The following is a 20144-nucleotide window of genomic DNA, read 5'->3' on the forward strand; positions in this document are numbered from 1 at the left end:
CTTCACCGCACAACCGCCGCATCTACGCCACCACGCCTTGGTCATGAGAGCTTTGTGGTTTCATGCCCACTCGCCCTGCTCGGCAGCGCCTTCTATGCGGTTCTTGTTCATCGGCTCGCGATTTATGTTCCACGCTTCCTTCCCACGCTCGGTCACCCTTACGCAGTTGCGCTTCGCTTCGTTCGTTATGACCAACTTACGGCGGGACTTTCACCCGCAGGAGTGCGCCCATGCTGGGCGCACATGAAAAAAGCCCGCCGAAGCGGGCTGCAAAGAACGGAGATCAATCCGTCCAGCTGAGAACAACGCTCAATTACTTCTGAGGAGTTTCCGCCCGCTTTTCATCTGCATTTTGCTTCTGACCGGGGCTCTGTTGTTGCTGTTGATCAGATTTTTTCTGATCTTGATCAGGTTGTTTTTGGCTGGGATTCTGCTGTTGTTGCTGAGGCATGATGTTTCCTTAAATCAAGTGAGTGACAAGGTGCTTTCGGTCGCTAGCAGGAGCACCTCTCGGATCAGTGTTTTGCTTCTACATTGCACTGATCTTTAGTGTGCTCTCATCGGATATAAATAGATGTAGGACATTCAGGAACTTACATCATGATTTGTACATGCTCATCTTGTGGCATTCGAAACCCCATGATGGTGCATGTACCTAACAAATATTTTTCACCACCACCTGCGGCAGTACTATCAAAAACAAAGAACCCGCACTAGGCGGGTCAAATGTATCTGACTTAGTTTCAGTATTCATGAGCTATTTTATCTATTGCTCCTTTCTGATCCTCTGTCTTCGGTGGGATAGGTGCCACCCCATCTTTTGGGTCTAAGATTGCTTCCGGAGGATTCCACATCGACTGTAAAAAACCCAAGAACGTGCCACCTATGCGTCTGAGGGGGAGTATGAACATACATACCTCCGATCTATGTCTGCAGATGAGCAGGCATTGTTTCTCGGAATAGTGTCGATAGGCTGCTCATCGATAGCTACCGGCACAATATCCAATATGGATATGCGAAATAAATCTCGCATATCTCGATTGAACTCCAGCTCTCGCTTGTGTGCGAGCAAGGAAAACTTCTTCAAGTATTGCATGTGAACCACCAGAGTGGTTAAGCCCGCAATCAGTACTGGCTGAGCGGCGCAATCGTCATGGGCTTTGGTATGTCGTCCCTGTCCGGCTGGCTTGGCTGCTCCTGCTGATCATCATCGTCAGGATCTTCTGGGTAGTTAGGCTGCGTTGCCCCAAGAGCAGCCAAGCTCGATTTCCAAAATGCCCCGCCTGGAGAGTGTGTGGTTTGAAACATATAGACCTCCGGTCTAAATTTAGGTGAAAATTCCGAGACCAATCTCTCGGCCAGCCGCCACTAGTTGTCACCGACGCAATCTATAGCGCCATCTCTAGTGCCGGTATACGGACATAGTGCCTATCTGCCCTTTGCGAGCTCCTAATCTCGCTTTTGCACTAGTCGTGCAGTTGTACAGGTGTACTGATAGGTGATTCCGCTAATCACATAGATCAGCGTAATCTTCCTGAGTTTCGATCCTTTTTTTTGCACGAGCTCGTTTTTCCAACGCCCTATCCTCTTGCTCAAGAGTAGCGGTACTTGGCCCTTGAAAAACATAGTCGTCGTCAGAAATATTTCGACTCTGCACGTCTGGCAGCACACGCCTTCTAGCGCGAATGTTGTGAATTGTTTTGTCTTTGTAGGACATGACGTTCTCCAAGCAAGTTAGAAATCACTTGGACTAGGGAAAGTTGTTCCCTTACGCTCACCGCTCTCAGCTTCTTTGGGAAGCTTTTTTCCTTGTTCCGAGGCAGGGAGAGGTGTTTTGGTTTTTGGTGCGAAAATCGCCTTCACAGATTCCCACAAAGTGGGTTTGTGTTTGGGGAGGGGGGGCATAAGCATATAGACCTCCGGTCTATGGCGGTGAACCAAGATGGATCACCTGCACCCACAGTACTCCTTTTAATGACCTTAAACCGTGCTCGGAAAGATTTACTTCTCAGGCGGCAGCCTGATTCCCTGCGTGCTCTAAATGTTAAGTGTCACACCGGCGCCTGCTCCGGCAAGTTGACATCAATCACTCGCCCCTTGAGAACTGCCCCAGTTCAAGTGCATCGCGCCGCTTCTTCGGCAGGTAGAAGCCGTCCTGGGCCTCCCGGATCCGCTTCTCTCGGGCGTGCACACTCTGCGCCAGTTGCATCGGGAGTATCCGACGAGCCGGATTCTTCTCGTTGAACTTCGCGATCGCGGCGCGCGCCTCGGCCTTGCCCTCCTCGTCCTTAGCCATGGCCGCCATGGCGAATCGCTCCACGAGCGCACTGCGCCGCGCCATCAGCGCCTTGTCGTGCCCCACGACGGCCGACTTTCCCTCGTAGGCGTTGCGGACCTCTGAAGGCGAGAAGCCGGGAGCCTGGCCAAGCAACGCGGCGGCGTCCACCTCATCCTGGATCACAATGCCGCTCTTGTCCTTCACGCCCTCGGTGCCGTAGCGCAAGGCCTTGAGCGGCCCGCACAGCACGGTCGGAGCCATGGTCTCGAGGCCTCGGGCATAGCGCCCTTAGCTCATCTCCTGCAGGCCCTTGAGCGCGTTCACCCCGATCGCGGCGACCGGGCCCAGGGCGGCAGTCATCGCCGACTCGCCCAGGCGCAGCCTTTCCAGGCCTTCCTGCACGTCCGGGAAGATCAGCTTGTCCAAGCCTACCCGCCCGGAGATATCCCAGGGAGCCAGGCGCGACAGGCCATGTCCGCCAGCAAGTTCTGCAGCGCCACCTGCGCATCCCAGGGCTCGTCATCGTCTCCGCCTAGCATCGACGCGGCGGCCAGCATCATAGTGACCATCGGCAAGCCCAGCACGCCGGCCGCCATGGCATGCGTCGTCAGCAGGCCGGCCAGCGTCTTGCGGGCCACCGCGCGGTCCTCCGGAGAAGCACCCTTGAGCGCTGCGCGCGAAGGTGTAGACCATGTTCTGGCTGTACTGCTTGAAGAGCAGCAGCACCTTCTGCCAATTGCCCTGAAGCGTGGCCGGTTGTTGGCGCTGTAGTCGAAATGACCGTCGTATGTGGCCTGCGCCGCGTCGGCGTATCTACCGCAGCTTGCACGTTGTAGCCCACCATGGCCGTGCCCTTGGCGCTGTAGGTGTTCATGGCGCTTGCATCAGGATCCGTCTGGGAGATCTGACGATCCGGCAGGGTCTCCAGCCGTGCCTTGACCACCTGCAGGTCCTGCAGGCGCCGGCGCATCTTCTGGATCTTTCTGTGTAACCGCTCTGTCTTGGCCTGCATCTCCGCAGGCTGAGTCCGGTCTGCCGTCTCCAAAGCGTCGAGGTAGCGCTGGATGCTTTCCTCCAGTTCGCGCTCACGGCACTCAATCTTGCCAGGCGTGAAGTTGCGCTCACGGTTGTTAACGGCCTTGAACTTACTGCCGTCGATGGCCACCACGGCGTTGGTGAACAAGTTCAACTCGCGGCACAGCACGACGAAGCGACGGCAGACATTGCGGATGCCTTTGCCGTTATCGCGCCGGAAGTCCGCGATGGTCTTGAAGTCCGAGGCAAGCCGACCGATCAGCCACATCAACTCCACGTTGCGCTGGCACTCGCGCTCCAGTCGGCGACTAGACTGGATACGATTGAGATAGCCGTATAGATACAGCTTCAGAAGCACTGCGGGGTGATACGAAGGCCTGCCGGTTAAAGCCGGCTGTAGGCCCCGAAACTCCAAGGCCACTAGATCCAGCTCGTTGATGAAGGCATCAACGATTCGAACTGTGTTGTCCTCGGCGATGAAGTCGTCCAGGCACTCTGGCAGCAACGTGACCTGCAGCCGGTCCTGACCCTCGATGTATCTGGACATATTGACTCCGGTGCTCAATATGTCTACACGGACTCTACCGGCCCATGCGGCAGGCCGCGAGAGGGTTTTCACACAGCCTCGCTGCAAAGGCGACATGTGTCCACTCAACATCTCACATAGGCCAAGCTGGAAAAAACAAAAGGCTGCAAACCGAAGTCTACAGCCTTTGCTTTTTGTGGTACTTTAAGTGGTACAAAAATCAAATCATCTCGCAAGTCATTGATTTTTAAGCCATCTTGGCGGAAACGGAGGGATTCGAACCCTCGATGAGGCTCTACACCCCATACTCCCTTAGCAGGGGAGCACCTTCGGCCACTCGGTCACGTTTCCAATACAGCTATTGTAACCCACTCAAATAGGGGTTTCTGGAAATCGGGCCAATTTTTTTGGCCCGACATCCATCCGTCGTCGTCAGGCCTGGTCGAGATCGAAGGCCTTGTGCAGTGCGCGCACCGCGAGCTCGACGTACTTCTCGTCGATCACGACCGAGGTCTTGATTTCGGAGGTGGAGATCATCTTGATGTTGATACCCTCTTCGCTCAGCGACTTGAACATCTTGCTGGCCACGCCGACGTGGCTGCGCATGCCGATGCCGACGATGCTGACCTTGGCGATCTTGGTGTCGCCGACGACTTCCTGGGCGCCGAGCTTGGGCAGCACTTTTTCCTTCAGCAGGTCGATGGTGCGCTGGTAGTCGTTGCGGTTCACGGTGAAGCTGAAGTCGGTCTTGCCGTCCTTGCTCACGTTCTGGATGATCACGTCCACATCGATGTTGGCGTCAGCCACTTCGCCCAGGATCTGGTAGGCGATGCCGGGGGTGTCTGGCACGCCCAGGACGGAAATCTTGGCTTCGTCGCGGGTGAAAGCGATGCCGGAGACAACGGCTTTTTCCATTTTTTCGTCTTCCTCAAAAGTAATCAGCGTGCCGGAGACGGCTTCTTCATTGATGTCGATGTCCACGGGCGTGAAGCTGGAGAGCACGCGCAGCGGCACCTTGTACTTGCCGGCGAATTCGACGGAGCGGATCTGCAGCACCTTGCTGCCCAGACTCGCCATTTCAAGCATTTCCTCGAAGCTGAGCGTCGCGAGGCGGCGAGCCTCGGGCACCACGCGCGGGTCGGTGGTGTACACGCCATCCACGTCGGTGTAGATCAGGCATTCGGAGGCTTTCATGGCGGCAGCGATCGCCACGGCGGAGGTGTCCGAGCCGCCCCGGCCGAGCGTGGTGATATGGCCTTCGGGGTCGATACCCTGGAAGCCGGTCACGATCACCACCTTGCCTGCGTCCAGTTCGGCACGCACGCGCTTGTCGTCAATGGACTCGATGCGAGCCTTCGTGAACGAGCTGTCGGTGCGCACAGGCACTTGCCAGCCGGTGAAGCTCACAGACTCGAGGCCTTCGGCCTGCATTGCAATGGCCAGCAGCGCGGACGAAGCCTGCTCGCCAGTGGCGGCCAGCATGTCCAGCTCACGATGATAGGCCGTGGCGGCGCGCGAGGGAGCCAGCTCTTTGGCCAGGCCCAGCAGGCGGTTGGTTTCACCACTCATGGCGCTGGGCACCACCACCATCTGGTGGCCGGCCCGCGCCCACTTGGCCACGCGCTTTGCGACATTGCGGATGCGCTCTGTCGAGCCCATCGAGGTGCCGCCGTATTTATGAACGATCAGTGCCATGGAATTTTCGGGGCGACGAAACTTTTTTCAATCACGGCGCAAACGGACTGAGGGCTGTTTTGGCTTGGCGCGCCGACGTTTCGTACAAAAAGTTGAATCCAAAACCTGCTAATTGTACCAATCGAGGACGCCGTCTTTTCTCTGTATGTAACCACGCCCCGTCTTGAGGTGGATCCTGTGGCCGCGCGTGGTGCACGCCGCGAGCTGGTCAAGCAGTTCACCGAGCTGCGCGGAGCTCGGCGTGGTGGCATGTACATGCTTGAGCCAATGCCGCAGGACATTGGCCTGGCGCGCGCGGCTCAGGGCCTGCAAGGCCTTGATGGACGGGGGATGGCCCACGCGCTCCAGATCGATCTGGGCAAGCTCGTCGAGCAGTTGCGCCGCCTGCGCTGCGTTGTCCGCGCTGCGGCCGAAGGTCTCGCGAAACTGGGGAAACGTCTGCTCAAGCGCCGGCAATACATGCTTGCGGATGCGATTGCGCGTATAGCGCTCGTCCGCGTTGGTCGGGTCCTCCACATATGCAATGCCCTGCCGGTCGAGCCAGCTGCGGATTTCCACGGCGCTCGTGCCGAGCAGCGGGCGATACCACTGCACGCCTTGCGCACCGGCGCGCAGCCATTGCGCAGGCATGGCCGCCAGCCCGGCCACGCCCGCACCACGCGACAGCGCGAGCAGGATGGTTTCGACCTGATCGTCGGCGTGTTGCGCGAGGGCGATGCCGCGGATCTCCGGCGCGTCCAGCAACAGCGCCTCGAATGCGCCATAGCGCGCCTGCCGGGCCGCATCCTCCGGGCTCTGGCCTGCGGCGTTCCTGGCATCCACATGGCTGACATGCAGCGGGACGCCGAGCGTGTCGCACAGCGTCCGGCAATGCGCCTCGAAGGTATCGGCCGCCGCCTGCAGGCCATGATGGACATGGAATGCTTGTACCCGGCCCGGCCAGCGGCGCGCGCAGGCCACGAGCAAGGCGCTCGAATCGGCACCTCCACTCAGTCCCACGGCCAGGGGCAGCGCGGGCTTGAAGGACTGCAGGGCGGACTCGAAGGACAGGGCCATGGGATTGTCGTGTCGGGAAATATCGGCTCAAAGCGGGGTGCTCTAGCCGGGAGCTTCAGAAACACCAACGGCCCCGAAGGGCCGATGCAGCATCAAGCGCGATGACCGGATTACCGTCCGGTCAGGCGTTTTCCGCCTTGGTATCGTTGAACCTGCCGTAGCTCTGCACGCGCTCGTAGCGGCGATCCAGCAGTTCCTTGGGCTTGAGGTCGGCCAACTGGCGATAGGCATCACCCAGCGCACGCTTCAGGAACGAAGCCATCTGCTTGTGGTCGCGGTGCGCACCGCCCACGGGTTCGTTGACGATCTTGTCGATCAGGCCCAGTGCCTTCAGTCGGTGGGCGGTGATGCCCATCGCGTCCGCGGCTTCCTGCGCCTTGTCGCTGGTCTTCCAGAGAATGGATGCACAGCCTTCCGGGCTGATCACGGAGTAGACCGAGTACTGCAGCATGATGACCTGGTCGGCCACCGAGATCGCCAGCGCGCCGCCCGAACCGCCCTCGCCGATCACCGTGGTGATGATGGGCACTTCCAGCTGCGCCATCTCGAAGATGTTGCGGCCGATGGCCTCGGACTGGCCGCGCTCCTCGGCGTCGATGCCCGGATAGGCACCGGGAGTGTCGACGAAGGTGAACACCGGCAGCTTGAACTTCTCTGCGGTCTTCATCAGGCGCAGGGCCTTGCGGTAGCCTTCGGGACGGCTCATGCCGAAGTTGCGCGCGGCGCGCTCCTTGGTGTCGCGGCCCTTCTGCTGGCCGATCACCATGCAGGCATGGCCATTGAAGCGTGCAAGACCACCGACGATCGACAGGTCATCGGCGAAGTGGCGATCACCATGCATTTCCACGAAATCGGTAAAGATCTCGCGGACATAGTCCATGGTGTAGGGGCGCTCGGGGTGGCGTGCGATCTTGGTGATCTGCCACGGCGTCAGGTCGCTGTAGATGTCCTTGGTGAGCTGGTGGCTCTTCTTGCTGAGCTGATCGATCTCCTCGGAGATGTCCACCGCGCTTTCGTTCTGGACGTAGCGCAGTTCGTCGATCTTGGACTCCAGCTCCGCGATAGGTTGCTCGAAATCCAGAAATGTTTTTTTAGCCAACGTAATTCTCCTTGGGCACTGTAGACCCAAACTGCTCCGGGTGCTTGCTGTTCCTGTTCCGCTGAAGGGCGGGGATTCAGACCTCTTGAGGCACTCTGCGCATTGACATTGATAAGCGCAGATCAATAGCCAGCATCAAACTGGCATCGGAGCAAGCGATCTCCAAATATACCAACTTGCGACACTGCACCAGGGCTTCCATGCTTCGGCCACCTCACGGGCATCGCTTCGGCTGACCGGCTCACCCGAGAAATACTGGTTGCTGATACCTTGCAGCAGAGTGGGGTCATCAAGCGGAAGCACGTTGGGACGACCCAGGTGGAACAGCAGGAACATGTCCGCGGTCCAGCGGCTGATGCCACGGATGGCGATCAGTTCGGCGATGATCGCCTCGTCGGACATGCCGTCCCACTCCTTCACATGCAGCCGGCCGCTGTCGAAGTGCAGCGCGAGATCGACGATGTACTCCACCTTGCGGGCCGACAGGCCCGAGGCGCGCATGTCGTCCACCTTCAGCAGCAGCACGTTGCTGGGCGTCATCTCGGCATGGAGCAGCGCAAACTTCTCCCAGACACGCTGAGCGGAAGCAACCGAGACCTGCTGACCCACGATGCTGCGTGCCAGCGTGGTGAAAGCATCGCCGCGCAGCGTGAGCGAGACGTCGCCCAACTGGGGAATCAGGCGCCGCATCACGCGGTCCTTCTTCATCAGGTGCTTGCAGGCTTCCTGCCAGTAACTGGGCGGCTTGAGGCTGGCGGTACTGTCATCCGGCGTCTTCTTGGTAGTGACCATTGATCAATGCACTCCCACCGAGGCCGTTGCGGGCACCTCTGCCGGCCCGCTGCCGACAGGAAAACTGCTGCTCTTCACTGCGCCGCCTCCCAGGTCGTGCCCGCGGCGGAGTCCTTCAGCACAACGCCCTGCTCCAGCAGTTCCTTGCGGATGCGATCGGCCTCTGCCCAATTCTTGGCCGCCTTGGCCGCGGCGCGCGCCGCGATCTGGGCCTCGATGGCTGCGGAGTCCAGTGCGGTCGACGCACCGGACTGCAGGAAGCCCTGCGGGTCGGCCTGCAACAGCCCGATCACGCCACCCAGCGCCTTGAGCAGGCCCGCCGCCTCGGAGGACTTGCCACGGTTGACCTCACCCGCCAGGTCGAACAGCACGGCCACCGCCTCGGGCGTGCCGAAGTCCTCGTCCATGGCGGCCTTGAAGCGCGCAGCATAGGGATTCGTCCAGTCGATCGATGCAACCTCTGCCGCCGGTACCAGGCTCAGCGCCGTGTAGAGGCGCTTGAGCGCATTGCGCGCATCGTCCAGGTGCACGTCGCTGTAGTTCAGCGGACTGCGGTAGTGCGCGCGCACCACGAAGAAGCGCACGGTCTCGGCGTCGTATTCCTTGAGCACATCGCGGATCGTGAAGAAATTGCCCAGCGACTTGGACATCTTCTCGTTGTCCACGTTGATGAAGCCGTTGTGCATCCAGGTGATGGCCAGTGGCTTGCCGTTCGCACCCTCGCTCTGCGCAATCTCGTTTTCGTGATGCGGGAACTGCAGGTCGGCGCCGCCGGCATGGATGTCGAACGTCTCGCCCAGCAGCTCGCAGCTCATGGCCGAGCATTCGATGTGCCAGCCCGGACGGCCCAGGCCGTACGCGCCATCCCACTTGGCTTCGGCAGGCTCGGTGGGCTTGGCCGTCTTCCAGAGCACGAAGTCGAGCGGGTCTTCCTTGCCGTCGAGCACCGCCACGCGCTCGCCCGCATGCAGCTCGTCGAGCGACTTGCCCGAAAGCTTGCCGTAGCCGGGGAACTTGCGCACCGCATAGTTCACGTCACCATTGGGAGAACGGTAGGCCAGGCCCTTGCGCTCCAGCGTGCCGATCATCTCGAGCATCTGCGGGACGTAGTCGGTCGCGCGCGGTTCATGCGTGGGGCGCTCGATGCCCAGGGCATCAGCATCCTGGTGCAGCGCGTCGATCATGCGATCCGTGAGGCTGCGGATGGTCTCGCCGTTCTCCAGCGCGCGCCTGATGATCTTGTCGTCGATGTCGGTGATGTTGCGAACATAGTTGACCGACAGGCCGCTGGCGCGCAGCCAGCGCTGCACGATGTCGAAGGCGATCATCGAACGTGCGTGTCCGAGATGGCAGAGGTCGTAGACCGTCATGCCGCAGACATACATGCGCACATGACCGGCCTGAAGCGGGGAAAAATTCTCCAACGCACGCGACAGCGTGTTGTAGATTCGCAAGCTCATGGAATAAAAATGGGTAATCTGTGTGTAGCTTCGCCCGCAACCACGGCAGGCGATGGAGGGAATAACGAACACTCGAAAAGACGATCACGCATCTGATCGCAGAGCGTTTCACGCCCGTGGCGTCAGCAGTGACAACAGCGTGCGGACATGACACACCCCTCAGCTACAATTCACCGCAGTATAAGCCCGCGCCGCATTCTGGCTGGTCTCCTCAGTCTTTTGCCACACATGAATCCTGTACGCACCTCAGTTCAATCCCTCCTGCGGCTGGCCGTTATGGCCTGTGCCATGGGGTCCCCCTGGGCCCATGCGGACGACTATTCCAGCATCACGACACTGCTCAAGCAAAAGAAGGCCGATCAGGCGCTCGTTGCCGTGAACAAGCGCATCGATGCCACGCCACGCGACCCGCAGCTCCTGTTCCTGCGCGGTGTTGCGCAAAGCGATCTGGGCAAGGCGGGTGATGCCATTGAGACCTTCACGCAGCTCACCCAACTCTACCCCGAACTGCCCGAGCCCTACAACAACCTCGCGGTGCTGTATGCCAAGCAGAACGAGCTCGAGAAGGCACGCCGCGCGCTCGAGATGGCCGTGCGCGGCAATCCGAACTATGCCGTTGCCCATGAGAACCTGGGCGATATCTACGCACGGCTGGCGGCCGAGTCGTATGACAAGGCCCAGCGCCTCGACCCACGCATCGCGGTGACCACGGCTCCCAAGCTCAAGCAGTTGCGCCAGATGTTCAATGGCGGTGCCAACCCGGCGCCCTCCCTCGCCGCGCCGGCGACCGCCCTGCCGACCTCACCCTCCGCGAGCAAGCCCGCGAACTGAACCTCACGGCCCTTGTCCGACTGTCGCCTTCCCGCGCGTGCGCCCGTGCACCAGCCCCTGAAAACCGCTGCGACCCCATGGTCAACGCGGGGACTGTGCTAACTTTTGCCATGTTTTATCCATGTGACCCGCGCAGCCCCTGCGCCACATTGCCAGCACGCATCCGCGCGCACCGTCACATGGGCTTCCCAACCATTCGTCGAACCAAGGAGTGATTTCCATGTTTTCCCGTCGCAACTCGCTGCTGGCCATGGCCGGCATTGCCGCTGCCGCGCTGATCGGCTCCGCTCCCGCACTCGCGCAGGACGCTGCCCCCAAGGTCAAGATCGCCACGTCGATGGGCGACATCGTCGTTCAGCTCGATGCGGCCAAGGCGCCCAAGACCGTGGAGAACTTCCTCTCCTACGTGAAGGACAAGCACTACGACGGCACCATCTTTCATCGCGTGATCGACGGCTTCATGATCCAGGGTGGCGGCTTCACCGCCGACATGCAGCAGAAGGCCACCAAGGCGCCGATTCCGCTCGAGGCCAGCAACGGCCTGAAGAACGACAAGTACACCATCGCGATGGCACGCACCGGCAATCCGAACTCGGCCACCTCGCAGTTCTTCATCAACGTGAAGAACAACGACATGCTCAATGCCCCGAACCCCGACGGCCATGGCTACGCGGTGTTCGGCAAGGTCGTGAGCGGCACGGACGTCGTCGACAAGATCAAGGCCGTGGCCACGGGCAACAAAGGCCCGCACCAGAATGTGCCAAATACGCCCGTGGTGATCGAGTCGGCCACGCTGGTGAAGTAAGCTTGCCGCATCTGTTTTCTCCCATAGACCCCCTCATTTTCGAAAGTAATCCGTACCATGAGCAACCCACAAGTTGAAATGACCATCGCCGGCTACGGCACGATCGTGATCGAACTGGACGCAGTGAAGGCCCCCAAGTCCACTGAGAACTTCCTGAACTATGTGAAGTCCGGCTTCTACGACGGCACCATCTTCCACCGCGTCATCAAGAACTTCATGGTTCAGGGCGGCGGCTTCACGGCCGGCATGCAGCAGAAGACGACTGAAAAGCCCATCGAGAACGAAGCCAACAACGGCCTGAAGAACGACAAGTACACGCTGGCCATGGCCCGCACGAGCGATCCGCACTCCGCCACCGCACAGTTCTTCATCAACGTGGTGGACAACGGCTTCCTGAACCACACAGCCCCCACGGCCCAGGGCTGGGGCTATGCCGTGTTCGGCAAGGTCGTCCAGGGCACCGAAGTGATCGACAAGATCAAGGGCGTGGTGACTGGCCGCAAGGGCTTCCATGACGACGTGCCAAAGGAAGACGTGGTCATCGAAAAGGCTGTTGCCCTGTAATTTTTACAAAGCCCTGCCCTTGGCCAAGCCCGGATAGCCTGGTTCGCCGCTGTCCAGGCTTGCCAAGGCCGCACTTCATCGATGACCCTGCCGTCCACGCCCTCCGCCCCGGAACTCGTTGCCCCAGCGGAATGGCGCACGGTCGAGTTCGTTTCTGATCTGCACCTTCAGCGCGAAGAGCCCGAAACCGTCGACGCTTTCGCTCGCTATCTGCGGGACTCGCAGGCCGATGCCATCTTCCTGCTGGGCGATGTGTTCGAGGTCTGGGTGGGAGACGACAGCATCGACGAATCCGGCAGTTTCGAGGCCGAATGCTGCGCGCTGCTGTCGCAGGCAGCCAGAGCGCGGCCGATGTATTTCATGCACGGCAACCGCGACTTCCTGGTCGGCATGCATTTCGCAGAGCGCACCGGCGTGCGGCTGCTGGCGGATCCAACGGTGCTGGTCCTGGATGGCAAGCGCTGGCTGCTGAGCCATGGCGATGCACTCTGCCTGGACGATGTCGAGTACCAGAAGTTCCGCACGGTGGCTCGCAACCCGCAATGGCAGGCGCAACTGCTCTCGCTTCCCCTCGCTGCGCGGCGCGCACAGGGCCGCAGCGCGCGCCAGCAAAGCGAAGCGCGCAAGCACTCACCCGAGGCGTTCTACGGCGACGTGGACACCGAAGCCGCGTTCCAATGGCTTCAAGCCGCAAACAGCCGCGTGCTGATTCACGGGCATACCCACCGCCCTGCGGACCATGAACTCCAGGGCCAAGATGGCACCCGGGCACAACGCATCGTGCTCTCCGACTGGGACCTTGCCGCCACCCCGCCACGAGCGGAGGTGTTGAGATTGAGCCCGGGGGGCTTGGAACGGATAGCCATCGCCCCCAAGTAGGGCGCATGCACCCTCCAGCAGCCCTCACCCGACTCCTGCGCCGCGCGAGCAACAGCCTACGCTCCCGTCTCGCGCCCGTGCCCGAAATCCCCGCAGAGCTCTGGCTCTCGACGGTGCGCCAATTCCCGTTCCTGGCGGCGCTGGACATGGAGGAGCAGTCCAAGCTGCGCGCGATCAGCGCCCTCTTCCTGCAACAGAAGGAATTCACCGGCGCCCATGGCATGGAGGTGACCGACGCCATGGCCGTCGCCATCGCGGCCCAGGCCTGCCTGCCACTGCTGCATTGGGGCGACCCGGCCAAGGCACTCGATTGGTACGACGACTTCGTCGGCATTGTGGTACATCCTGCCGAGGCCGTTGCCGTCAGGCAATCCACTGATGCGGCGGGCGTGACGCACCAGTACAGCCAGGTGCTGCTCGGCGAGGCCATGGAGCGCGGCCCCGTCATGCTGGCCTGGCCTGCGGTGGAAAGCGCCGGACAGGACCCGGAGGACGCCACCAGCGTGGTGATCCACGAGTTCATCCACAAGATCGACATGAAGGACGGCGCTGTCAACGGGCGGCCGCCGCTGCAACTGGGCTTTGCAGGAACGAGCAGCGCCGCCGAAGGACGCAGGCTCTGGGCCGACACATGGACCCGCGCCTACGATGGTTTCCGCGAGAAAGTCATCATCGCGCAGCGGTTCGGCGGCGAGAAGCAATGGCTGAACAGCTACGGAGCCACCGCGCCCGAGGAATTCTTTGCGGTGGCATGCGAGGCCTACTTCGTGAACCACAGCCGCTTCGCGCAGGAGTTTCCGGCGCTGTCTCCGCTGCTGGATGCGCTGTTCAACCGGCCAGCCCGGACAGTCGCAAGGCCCTGAGCCAACCCAGTCCGTCACTGGTTCCACCCGGCACCGCGCCGCGCCGCGGGCGGTACTCGCAGCCGATCCATCCCTGCCATCCGCACTGCGCCTCCACCTCGTCGATCACGCCGAACAGATAGGGATGGTTGATCTCGCCGATGTCCGGCTCGTGGCGCTCGGGCACACCGGCAATCTGGAAATGGCCTACGCGACCCGTGGGCAGGTACTTGCGGATCTTCGCCGCGAGGTCACCCTCCATGATCTGGCAGTGGTACAGATCGAACTGCACCTGCAGGTTCTTCGCGCCCACGCCCTGCACGATCGCATGCGCTTCCTCCTGGTAATTCAGGAAGAAGCCCGGCATGTCGCGCGTGTTGATGGGCTCCAGCAGCACCTGGCGGCCGGCCTTGGCGGCCTGCTCGGCGGCCCAGCCCACATTGCCCACGTAGGTGGCACGGAGCTCGTCCTTCGATGAGCCCGCAGGCATCAGGCCGGCCATGACATGGATGCGCGGGCAGTCGAGCGCCTCGGCATATTCAAGTGCGCGCAGAAAGCCCTCGCGGAACTCCGACTCGCGCCCGGGAAGGCAGGCCGTGCCACGCTCGCCACGGTCCCAGTCACCCGGCGGAGCGTTGAACAACACCTGCTGCAGGCCATTGTCCGCAAGGCGCGCAGCCAGATCGGATGCCGCGAAGGCATAGGGAAACAGATATTCGACGCCCTTGAAACCGTCACGCGCGGCGGCGGCGAAACGATCGAGGAAATCGTGCTCGTTGTAGAGCATCGAGAGATTGGCTGCAAAGCGGGGCATGGACGGGAACTCCTGAAATCCTGTGGTCTGTGATGTGAATGCGTAAGAGCCTGCTGGAGCCCGTTCGGCTCACCACTGCGCGCCGAAGGTCGTGCGCAGCTCCTCGATCTGCAGGTCATCGAGGGGCCGGGGACGTGGCCGGGACATGGCCCACAGCCGCGCCGTCTCCTCGAGCTCCTCCAACGTCGCCATCGCCGCGGCGGGCGTGTCGTGCCAGACATTGGGCCCGAGGCGCGACAGCATCACCGCGCGCAGGGCGATGCCGCGCGCGGCGTATTCTCCAATGGTCTTTTCCACCTCCTGCGCCGCCTCGGGCGCGCCTGGCCGATGGTAGGGGATGAGCGGAACATGCCCCACCTTCATCACGAAGTACGGCGTGATGGCGGGCAGCAACTCAGCCTCGCCGGCCTGATCGCCCAAGGTGAGCGCCACGCAGTGGGTGCTGTGCGTGTGGATCACGCACGCCGTCTGCGGCGACAGCGTGGAGGCGGCCGAGTAGATCCGGCGATGCAGCGCGATCGTCTTGCTCGCACGATCACCGCCTATCTGCACGCCCTGCGCATCAAGCCGCGCGAGCCGCGCCGGATCGAGAAAGCCAAGGCAGGCGTCGGTCGGCGTGATGAGGAAGCCGCCGTCCGCAAGCCGCACGCTGATGTTGCCCGCGGTGGCATGGACGTAGCCGCGCTCGAACAGGCTTCGTCCCACGCGGCAGATCTCTTCGCGAGCCTGCGACTCGTTCATGCAAGCACCTCGAAGGCGCGCGTGAAGAAATCTTCACCACCAAAATTGCCGGACTTGAGCGTGACATGCAGCCCCTCGGCGCCGGCTGCCGGGCTGTGCGCGTGGCACCATGGAACACCCGGGTCGATCTGTGAGCCAATCTGCATCTGCGCGATCTGCAGCGCCTGCACACAGGCACCCGACGTTTCGCCGCCCGCGACGACAAGCTGACGGACGCCCTGCTCCACCAGGCCGCGCGCGATGGCCGCCACGGTGCGTTCGACCATGGCGCCGGCCTCTTCCACGCCAAGCCGGGACTGGACCGATTTCACCGCATCGCTCTGCGCCGTGGAGTACACCAGCACCGGTCCGTTTGCCAGCAACGGCCCGGCCCAGGCCAGCACCTCGCCCACCACGTCAGCGCCCGCAGCGATGCGCAGCGGATCGAGCGCCATCGCCGCACCGCCGTTCTCGATGAAATGCCGGACCTGCCCGTTGGTTGCCAGCGAGCAGCTTCCGGAGACGATGGCTCGGAGGCCTTTTGCGGGCGGCAGTGCGCCAGCCTGCGACGACGGTTCAAGCCCGAAGTTGGCGGGCAGCGCGATCGCCACCCCCGAGCCCGCCGTGAGCAGCGGCAAGGCAGCAAGCGCAGGCCCCATGCGCACGAGATCATCGTTGGAAACGGCATCGACCACGGCGATCGAGACGCCCTCGGCCTTCAACCCCTCGATGCGCTGCGTCACGGCGTCCGCGCCGCGCGCGACGACCGCGTGGTCAATCAGGCCGACCTTGCGTTGGCACTGAGCCTGCATCACGCGCACGAGGTTCGGATCCGTCATGGGCGTGAGCGGATGGTTCTGCATGCCGCTTTCGCTCAGCAGCACGTCGCCCACGAACAGGTATCCCTTGAATACGGTGCGCTTGTTGTCGGGGAAGGCCGGCGTGGCGATCGTGAAGTCCGTGCCGAGCGCATCCATCAGCGCTTCGGTGACCGGCCCGATATTGCCGCGAACCTCGCCGCTGAAAAGGCTGTCGAACGTGGAGCAGTACTTGAAGTAGAACTGCCTTGCGCCCTGCTCCTGCAGCCAGCGCAGTGCCGCAAGCGACTGGCTGACGGCTTCCGCGGCTGCAATGGTGCGCGACTTGAGCGCGACCACCACCGCGTCCACGTCCGCGGCGAGGGGTTCGGCCGGCACGCCGATGGTCTGCACCACGCGCATGCCCGCTCGCACGAGGTTGTTGGCCAGGTCGGTCGCACCGGTAAAGTCGTCGGCGATACAGCCGAGCAGGATCTTCTTCTGTGTCACGTTCATCGTCACGCCCATCGTCATGTTCATGGCACTCAGCCCTTCACGGGCAGCTTGACGGCCTGGGGATTCTCGCGCACATACTCGCGCAGGATCGCTTCGAAGCTCTCGTCGGCCCGCAGCCCCAGGCCTTCGGCGCGCGCGGGACGGAAGCGGCTGGGCCAGCTCGTGATGATCCTGGCGACCTGGGCATCCGGCTCCCAGTCGATGAGCGAGGTGGCCTCGGTGCCCGCCACGCGCTCCAGGGCCTCTGCCATCTCGCGCACGGTGGTGGTGAGCGCGGGCAGGTTCACCGCGGTGCGCGCGCCCCACTCCCTGGCGCTTGCCGTCGCAGCGCGCACAATGCCGCGCACCGTGTTGCCGGGCGAGGACAGCGCAACGGCCGTGTCCGGCGCAACGGGGCAGCGCGCACGCTCGCCCGCCAGCGGCTCGCGCAGCATGCCGCTCAGGAAGCTCGATGCCGCACCGTTGGGGCGGCCCGGGCGCACGCTCACCGTCATCAGGCGCACATTGCGACCCTGCACAAAGCCCTTGCGGGTGTAGTCAGCCACAAGCTGCTCGCCAATGAACTTCTGGATGCCGTAGCTGTTCTGCGGGGTTGGCAGGCTGGTGTCCTCGATGACGGAGGGCAGCGGCTGCTCGGGCGAATCGCCAAACACGGCGACCGAGCTGGAGAACACGAACACGGGGGCATGGCCCGCCCGGCGGCACGCATCGAGCAGCTGGCGCGTGGTGTCCAGGTTGCTGCGCATGCCGAGGTCGAAGTCCGCCTCGCATTCACCGCTCACGGCTGCGGCAAGATGAACCACCAGCTGCGTGTCGGCCAGCTGCAGTGCGCCTTGCGCGACCTGCTCGGCCAGATCGCCCTCTACCGCATGCACGCGCGCATCGGCCAGCAGGTCGGCGGGCGGTGCGACACGGTCTGCGAGCGTGACACGGCGGATGGATTCGGGCGCGCCGCCATTCAGGGACAGCTCGCCCATCTGCAGCAGGGTGCGCGCAAGCCGTGCGCCCAGAAAGCCGCTGCCGCCTGTGATGAGAATGTTCATGGTGTGTTCCGGATTCAGGAGTGGGAGTTCTTGGGGGCGGGCACCGTGATGCCCGGAAAGATCTTGATGACGGCGCTGTCGTCCTCGCGCGCAAAGCCCGCCGTGGACGCCTGCATGAACATCTGGTGCGCCGTGGACGACAGCGGCAGCGGGAACTTGCTGGCGCGCGCCACGTCGAGCACAAGACCCAGGTCCTTCACGAAGATGTCCACGGCGGACAGCGGCGTGTAGTCTCCTGCGAGCACGTGGGCCATGCGGTTCTCGAACATCCAGCTGTTGCCCGCGCTGTGCGTGATCACCTCGTAGAGCGCATCGGGATCGACACCCTCGCGCAGCCCCAGCGCCATGGCCTCGGCGGCAGCGGCGATGTGCACGCCCGCGAGCAGCTGGTTGATGATCTTCACCTTGCTGCCGGCCCCCGCCCTGTCGCCCAGACGGTAGACCTTGGCGGCCATGGCGTCGAGGGCCCCGCCTGCCTTGTCATAGGCTGCGGCCGTGCCTGCCGTCATCATCGTGATCTGGCCGCTCGCGGCCTTTGCTGCGCCGCCTGAGATGGGAGCGTCGAGATACAGCAGGCCTCTTTCGGCCAGGCGCGCCTCCATGGCGACGGACCAGTTCGGATCCACGGTGGAGCACATCACGAACAGGCTGCCGGTGCGCATCGTTGAAACGACTCCGCCCTTGCCCTCCTCGCCGAACAGCACGCTCTCTGTCTGCGCGGCGTTGACGACCACCGAAATCACCACGTCGCATCGGGAGCCAAGTTCCCCAAGGCTCGCGCAGGCCACTCCGCCGTCCTTGGCAAAGCCCTGGGCCACCTCGCTTCGCAGGTCGAAGACGTGTGGCGCGAAGCCCGCGCGGCGCAGCGACTGCGCCATGCCCATGCCCATCGCACCGAGGCCGATGACGCCCACCACGGGCGGTTCATTCGAGTTCATATTCATGTTGGAAGCCATGCATCATCTCCTGCACTCATTGCCTGCATCCACCTGCGATCAGCGGTTGACCAGCTTCTTGGGCACCAGCCAGACGCCGATCGCGCCCAGCACCAGCACGGCTGACAGCATATACATGCCGATCGCGGTGCTGCCGGTCATGTCCTTGAGCGTACCGATCAGGTAGGGGCTCACGAACCCTGCAATATTGCCCACGGAATTGATTGCGGCAATGCCCGCGGCGGCGGCGGTCCCCGAGAGAAAGGCTGTCGGCAGCGACCAGAACAGCGGTGCACAGGTGAGCACGCCTGCGGCAGCCAGCGACAGGAACAGCAGCGACACGGCGGTGTTCTGCGTGAACGAAGCGGAGACCGCAAAGCCGATCGCGCCCATCATCGCGGGAATGATCAGGTGCCAGCGGCGCTCGCGACGATGGTCGGCGCTGCGGCCGAACAGGTTCATCGCGACGATGGCGCACAGGAAAGGAATGGCACTCAGCAAACCGATGTGCAGGTTGCCCTGCACCCCCGTGGCCTTCACCAGCGTGGGCAACCAGAAGGTGATCGCGTACTGGCCCATCACGAACGCGAAATAGATCGCGGCCATCCACCACATGCGCGAGTCCATGAACACGCCCTTCACCGAGTGCGGGCCCTTGTCACCGGCGGCCTGGTCCTCTTTCACTGCGCGTTGCAGCAGGGCCTTCTCCTCGGCGTTCAGCCACTTGGCCTTCTCTATGCTGTTGTCCAGCCAGAACAGCACCAGGATGCCGACGAGGACCGCCGGGACCGCCTCGATCAGGAACATCCACTGCCAGCCATGCATCGACGATACGCCGTGGAAGGCGTCCATGATCCAGCCCGAGAGCGGGTTGCCGAAGATGCCCGCCACGGGAATCGCCGACATGAACACCGCCACGATGCGCGCGCGCCGGTGGGCCGGATACCAGTAGGTGAGGTAGAGGATCACGCCGGGGTAGAAGCCCGCCTCGGCCAGGCCCAGCAGGAAGCGCAGGATGTAGAAGCTCGTGACCGACTCCACGAACACGAAGCATCCCGAGAGGATGCCCCAGGTGATCATGATGCGGGCGATCCACACGCGCGCGCCCACCTTGTGCAGCAGCAGGTTGCTGGGCACCTCGAAGAAGAAATAGCCCAGGAAGAAGATGCCGGCACCGAGGCCGAAGACTGCCTCGCTGAAACCCAGGTCCTGCGACATCTGCAGCTTGGCAAAGCCGACGTTCACGCGGTCGAGGTAGGCGATCACGTAGCACAGCATCAGGAAGGGAACGATGCGCCAGAAGACTTTGGAATAGGTGCGCTTCTCGAGCGCATCGTCACCGGGCACAGCGCCTGGCCCTTGGATAGCGGGGTTCACGGACATCAGATGGCTCCTCGCCGAACGAGGGTTTTGAAGGTTGGGTGAATTGAATTTGTCAGGTCATCATACAAATTTAA

General features: G+C 62.4%; 21 protein-coding genes, 1 tRNA gene and 1 pseudogene. 5 read left to right on the forward strand and 18 right to left on the reverse strand.

The genetic code is table 11. The features are described from left to right. Positions 1-313 precede the first annotated feature (313 nt). The 12 genes and pseudogenes from H9K76_RS14200 to cysS form a co-directional block, all read right to left on the reverse strand. Positions 314-451 carry a hypothetical protein gene (locus H9K76_RS14200; protein WP_187596034.1) on the reverse strand — a complete coding sequence of 46 codons (138 nt, stop codon included), beginning with the start codon at positions 449-451 and terminating at the stop codon, positions 314-316. 1056 nt (positions 452-1507) lie between these two features. Next, positions 1508-1717 (reverse strand): hypothetical protein, encoded by a 210-nt coding sequence (locus H9K76_RS14205; RefSeq protein WP_187596035.1) that lies wholly within the window; start codon positions 1715-1717, stop codon positions 1508-1510. A gap of 369 nt (positions 1718-2086) precedes the next feature. Beyond that, entirely contained in the window at positions 2087-2539 is a 453-nt protein-coding gene (locus tag H9K76_RS14210) for a PLxRFG domain-containing protein (protein ID WP_187596036.1), read from the reverse strand. A gap of 27 nt (positions 2540-2566) precedes the next feature. Continuing rightward, positions 2567-2704, reverse strand: coding sequence for a hypothetical protein (locus H9K76_RS14215; protein WP_187596037.1), 138 nt, complete (start codon positions 2702-2704; stop codon positions 2567-2569). A gap of 2 nt (positions 2705-2706) precedes the next feature. Next, positions 2707-2916 carry a hypothetical protein gene (locus H9K76_RS14220; RefSeq protein ID WP_187596038.1) on the reverse strand — a complete coding sequence of 70 codons (210 nt, stop codon included), beginning with the start codon at positions 2914-2916 and terminating at the stop codon, positions 2707-2709. A 173-nt stretch (positions 2917-3089) separates the two neighbouring features. Beyond that, positions 3090-3860: pseudogene (locus H9K76_RS14225) on the reverse strand (transposase); the annotation flags it as partial. A gap of 237 nt (positions 3861-4097) precedes the next feature. Beyond that, positions 4098-4190 (reverse strand) — tRNA-Ser (locus tag H9K76_RS14230). Positions 4191-4271: 81 nt separating this feature from the next. Continuing rightward, complete coding sequence (locus H9K76_RS14235) at positions 4272-5534, reverse strand: aspartate kinase (protein WP_187596039.1); 1263 nt, start codon at positions 5532-5534, stop codon at positions 4272-4274. Between the two features lie 108 nt (positions 5535-5642). Then, positions 5643-6590: a tRNA lysidine(34) synthetase TilS gene (gene tilS, locus H9K76_RS14240; RefSeq protein ID WP_187596040.1), complete on the reverse strand. Its 948-nt coding sequence runs from the start codon at positions 6588-6590 to the stop codon at positions 5643-5645. 121 nt (positions 6591-6711) lie between these two features. Beyond that, positions 6712-7689: an acetyl-CoA carboxylase carboxyltransferase subunit alpha gene (locus H9K76_RS14245; RefSeq protein WP_187596041.1), complete on the reverse strand. Its 978-nt coding sequence runs from the start codon at positions 7687-7689 to the stop codon at positions 6712-6714. A gap of 135 nt (positions 7690-7824) precedes the next feature. Further along, positions 7825-8481, reverse strand: coding sequence for a DNA-3-methyladenine glycosylase family protein (locus tag H9K76_RS14250; protein ID WP_187596042.1), 657 nt, complete (start codon positions 8479-8481; stop codon positions 7825-7827). A 74-nt stretch (positions 8482-8555) separates the two neighbouring features. Continuing rightward, positions 8556-9941: a cysteine--tRNA ligase gene (gene cysS / locus H9K76_RS14255; RefSeq protein ID WP_187596043.1), complete on the reverse strand. Its 1386-nt coding sequence runs from the start codon at positions 9939-9941 to the stop codon at positions 8556-8558. 288 nt (positions 9942-10229) lie between these two features. Here cysS and H9K76_RS14260 point away from each other — a divergent pair, with 288 nt between their 5' ends. From H9K76_RS14260 to H9K76_RS14280, 5 genes are all read left to right on the forward strand, one after another. Then, on the forward strand, positions 10230-10772 hold the full coding sequence (locus tag H9K76_RS14260) for a tetratricopeptide repeat protein (protein ID WP_187596044.1): 543 nt from the start codon (positions 10230-10232) through the stop codon (positions 10770-10772). A 220-nt stretch (positions 10773-10992) separates the two neighbouring features. Beyond that, positions 10993-11577 (forward strand): peptidylprolyl isomerase, encoded by a 585-nt coding sequence (locus H9K76_RS14265; protein WP_187596045.1) that lies wholly within the window; start codon positions 10993-10995, stop codon positions 11575-11577. 57 nt (positions 11578-11634) lie between these two features. Then, positions 11635-12141 (forward strand): peptidylprolyl isomerase, encoded by a 507-nt coding sequence (locus H9K76_RS14270; RefSeq protein WP_187596046.1) that lies wholly within the window; start codon positions 11635-11637, stop codon positions 12139-12141. A gap of 81 nt (positions 12142-12222) precedes the next feature. Beyond that, positions 12223-13020, forward strand: a complete 798-nt coding sequence (locus H9K76_RS14275; RefSeq protein ID WP_187596047.1) for a UDP-2,3-diacylglucosamine diphosphatase — start codon at positions 12223-12225, stop codon at positions 13018-13020. Between the two features lie 5 nt (positions 13021-13025). Continuing rightward, positions 13026-13883, forward strand: a complete 858-nt coding sequence (locus H9K76_RS14280; protein WP_187596048.1) for a M90 family metallopeptidase — start codon at positions 13026-13028, stop codon at positions 13881-13883. On the opposite strand, the gene otnI is transcribed toward H9K76_RS14280, so the two are convergent. The 6 genes from otnI to H9K76_RS14310 all read right to left on the reverse strand — a co-directional run bounded on the left by otnI (position 13849) and on the right by H9K76_RS14310 (position 20070). Next, on the reverse strand, positions 13849-14676 hold the full coding sequence (gene otnI, locus H9K76_RS14285; RefSeq protein ID WP_187596049.1) for a 2-oxo-tetronate isomerase: 828 nt from the start codon (positions 14674-14676) through the stop codon (positions 13849-13851). The two genes, H9K76_RS14280 and otnI, sit on opposite strands and share 35 nt — an antisense overlap. Before the next feature lie 69 nt (positions 14677-14745). Then, positions 14746-15417 (reverse strand): class II aldolase/adducin family protein, encoded by a 672-nt coding sequence (locus H9K76_RS14290; protein WP_187596050.1) that lies wholly within the window; start codon positions 15415-15417, stop codon positions 14746-14748. Continuing rightward, on the reverse strand, positions 15414-16733 hold the full coding sequence (gene otnK / locus H9K76_RS14295) for a 3-oxo-tetronate kinase (RefSeq protein WP_246475023.1): 1320 nt from the start codon (positions 16731-16733) through the stop codon (positions 15414-15416). The genes H9K76_RS14290 and otnK overlap by 4 nt, the downstream gene beginning before the upstream one ends. Before the next feature lie 5 nt (positions 16734-16738). Further along, positions 16739-17752 carry a D-erythronate dehydrogenase gene (gene denD / locus H9K76_RS14300; RefSeq protein WP_187596051.1) on the reverse strand — a complete coding sequence of 338 codons (1014 nt, stop codon included), beginning with the start codon at positions 17750-17752 and terminating at the stop codon, positions 16739-16741. 14 nt (positions 17753-17766) lie between these two features. Then, a complete protein-coding gene (gene ltnD, locus H9K76_RS14305) occupies positions 17767-18690 on the reverse strand; it encodes an L-threonate dehydrogenase (protein WP_425489706.1) in 924 nt (307 codons plus the stop codon). Positions 18691-18747: 57 nt separating this feature from the next. Further along, on the reverse strand, positions 18748-20070 hold the full coding sequence (locus H9K76_RS14310) for an MFS transporter (protein WP_187596052.1): 1323 nt from the start codon (positions 20068-20070) through the stop codon (positions 18748-18750). Positions 20071-20144 lie beyond the last annotated feature (74 nt).

The sequence above is a fragment of the Diaphorobacter ruginosibacter genome, from assembly GCF_014395975.1.
Classification (GTDB): domain Bacteria; phylum Pseudomonadota; class Gammaproteobacteria; order Burkholderiales; family Burkholderiaceae_C; genus Diaphorobacter_A; species Diaphorobacter_A ruginosibacter.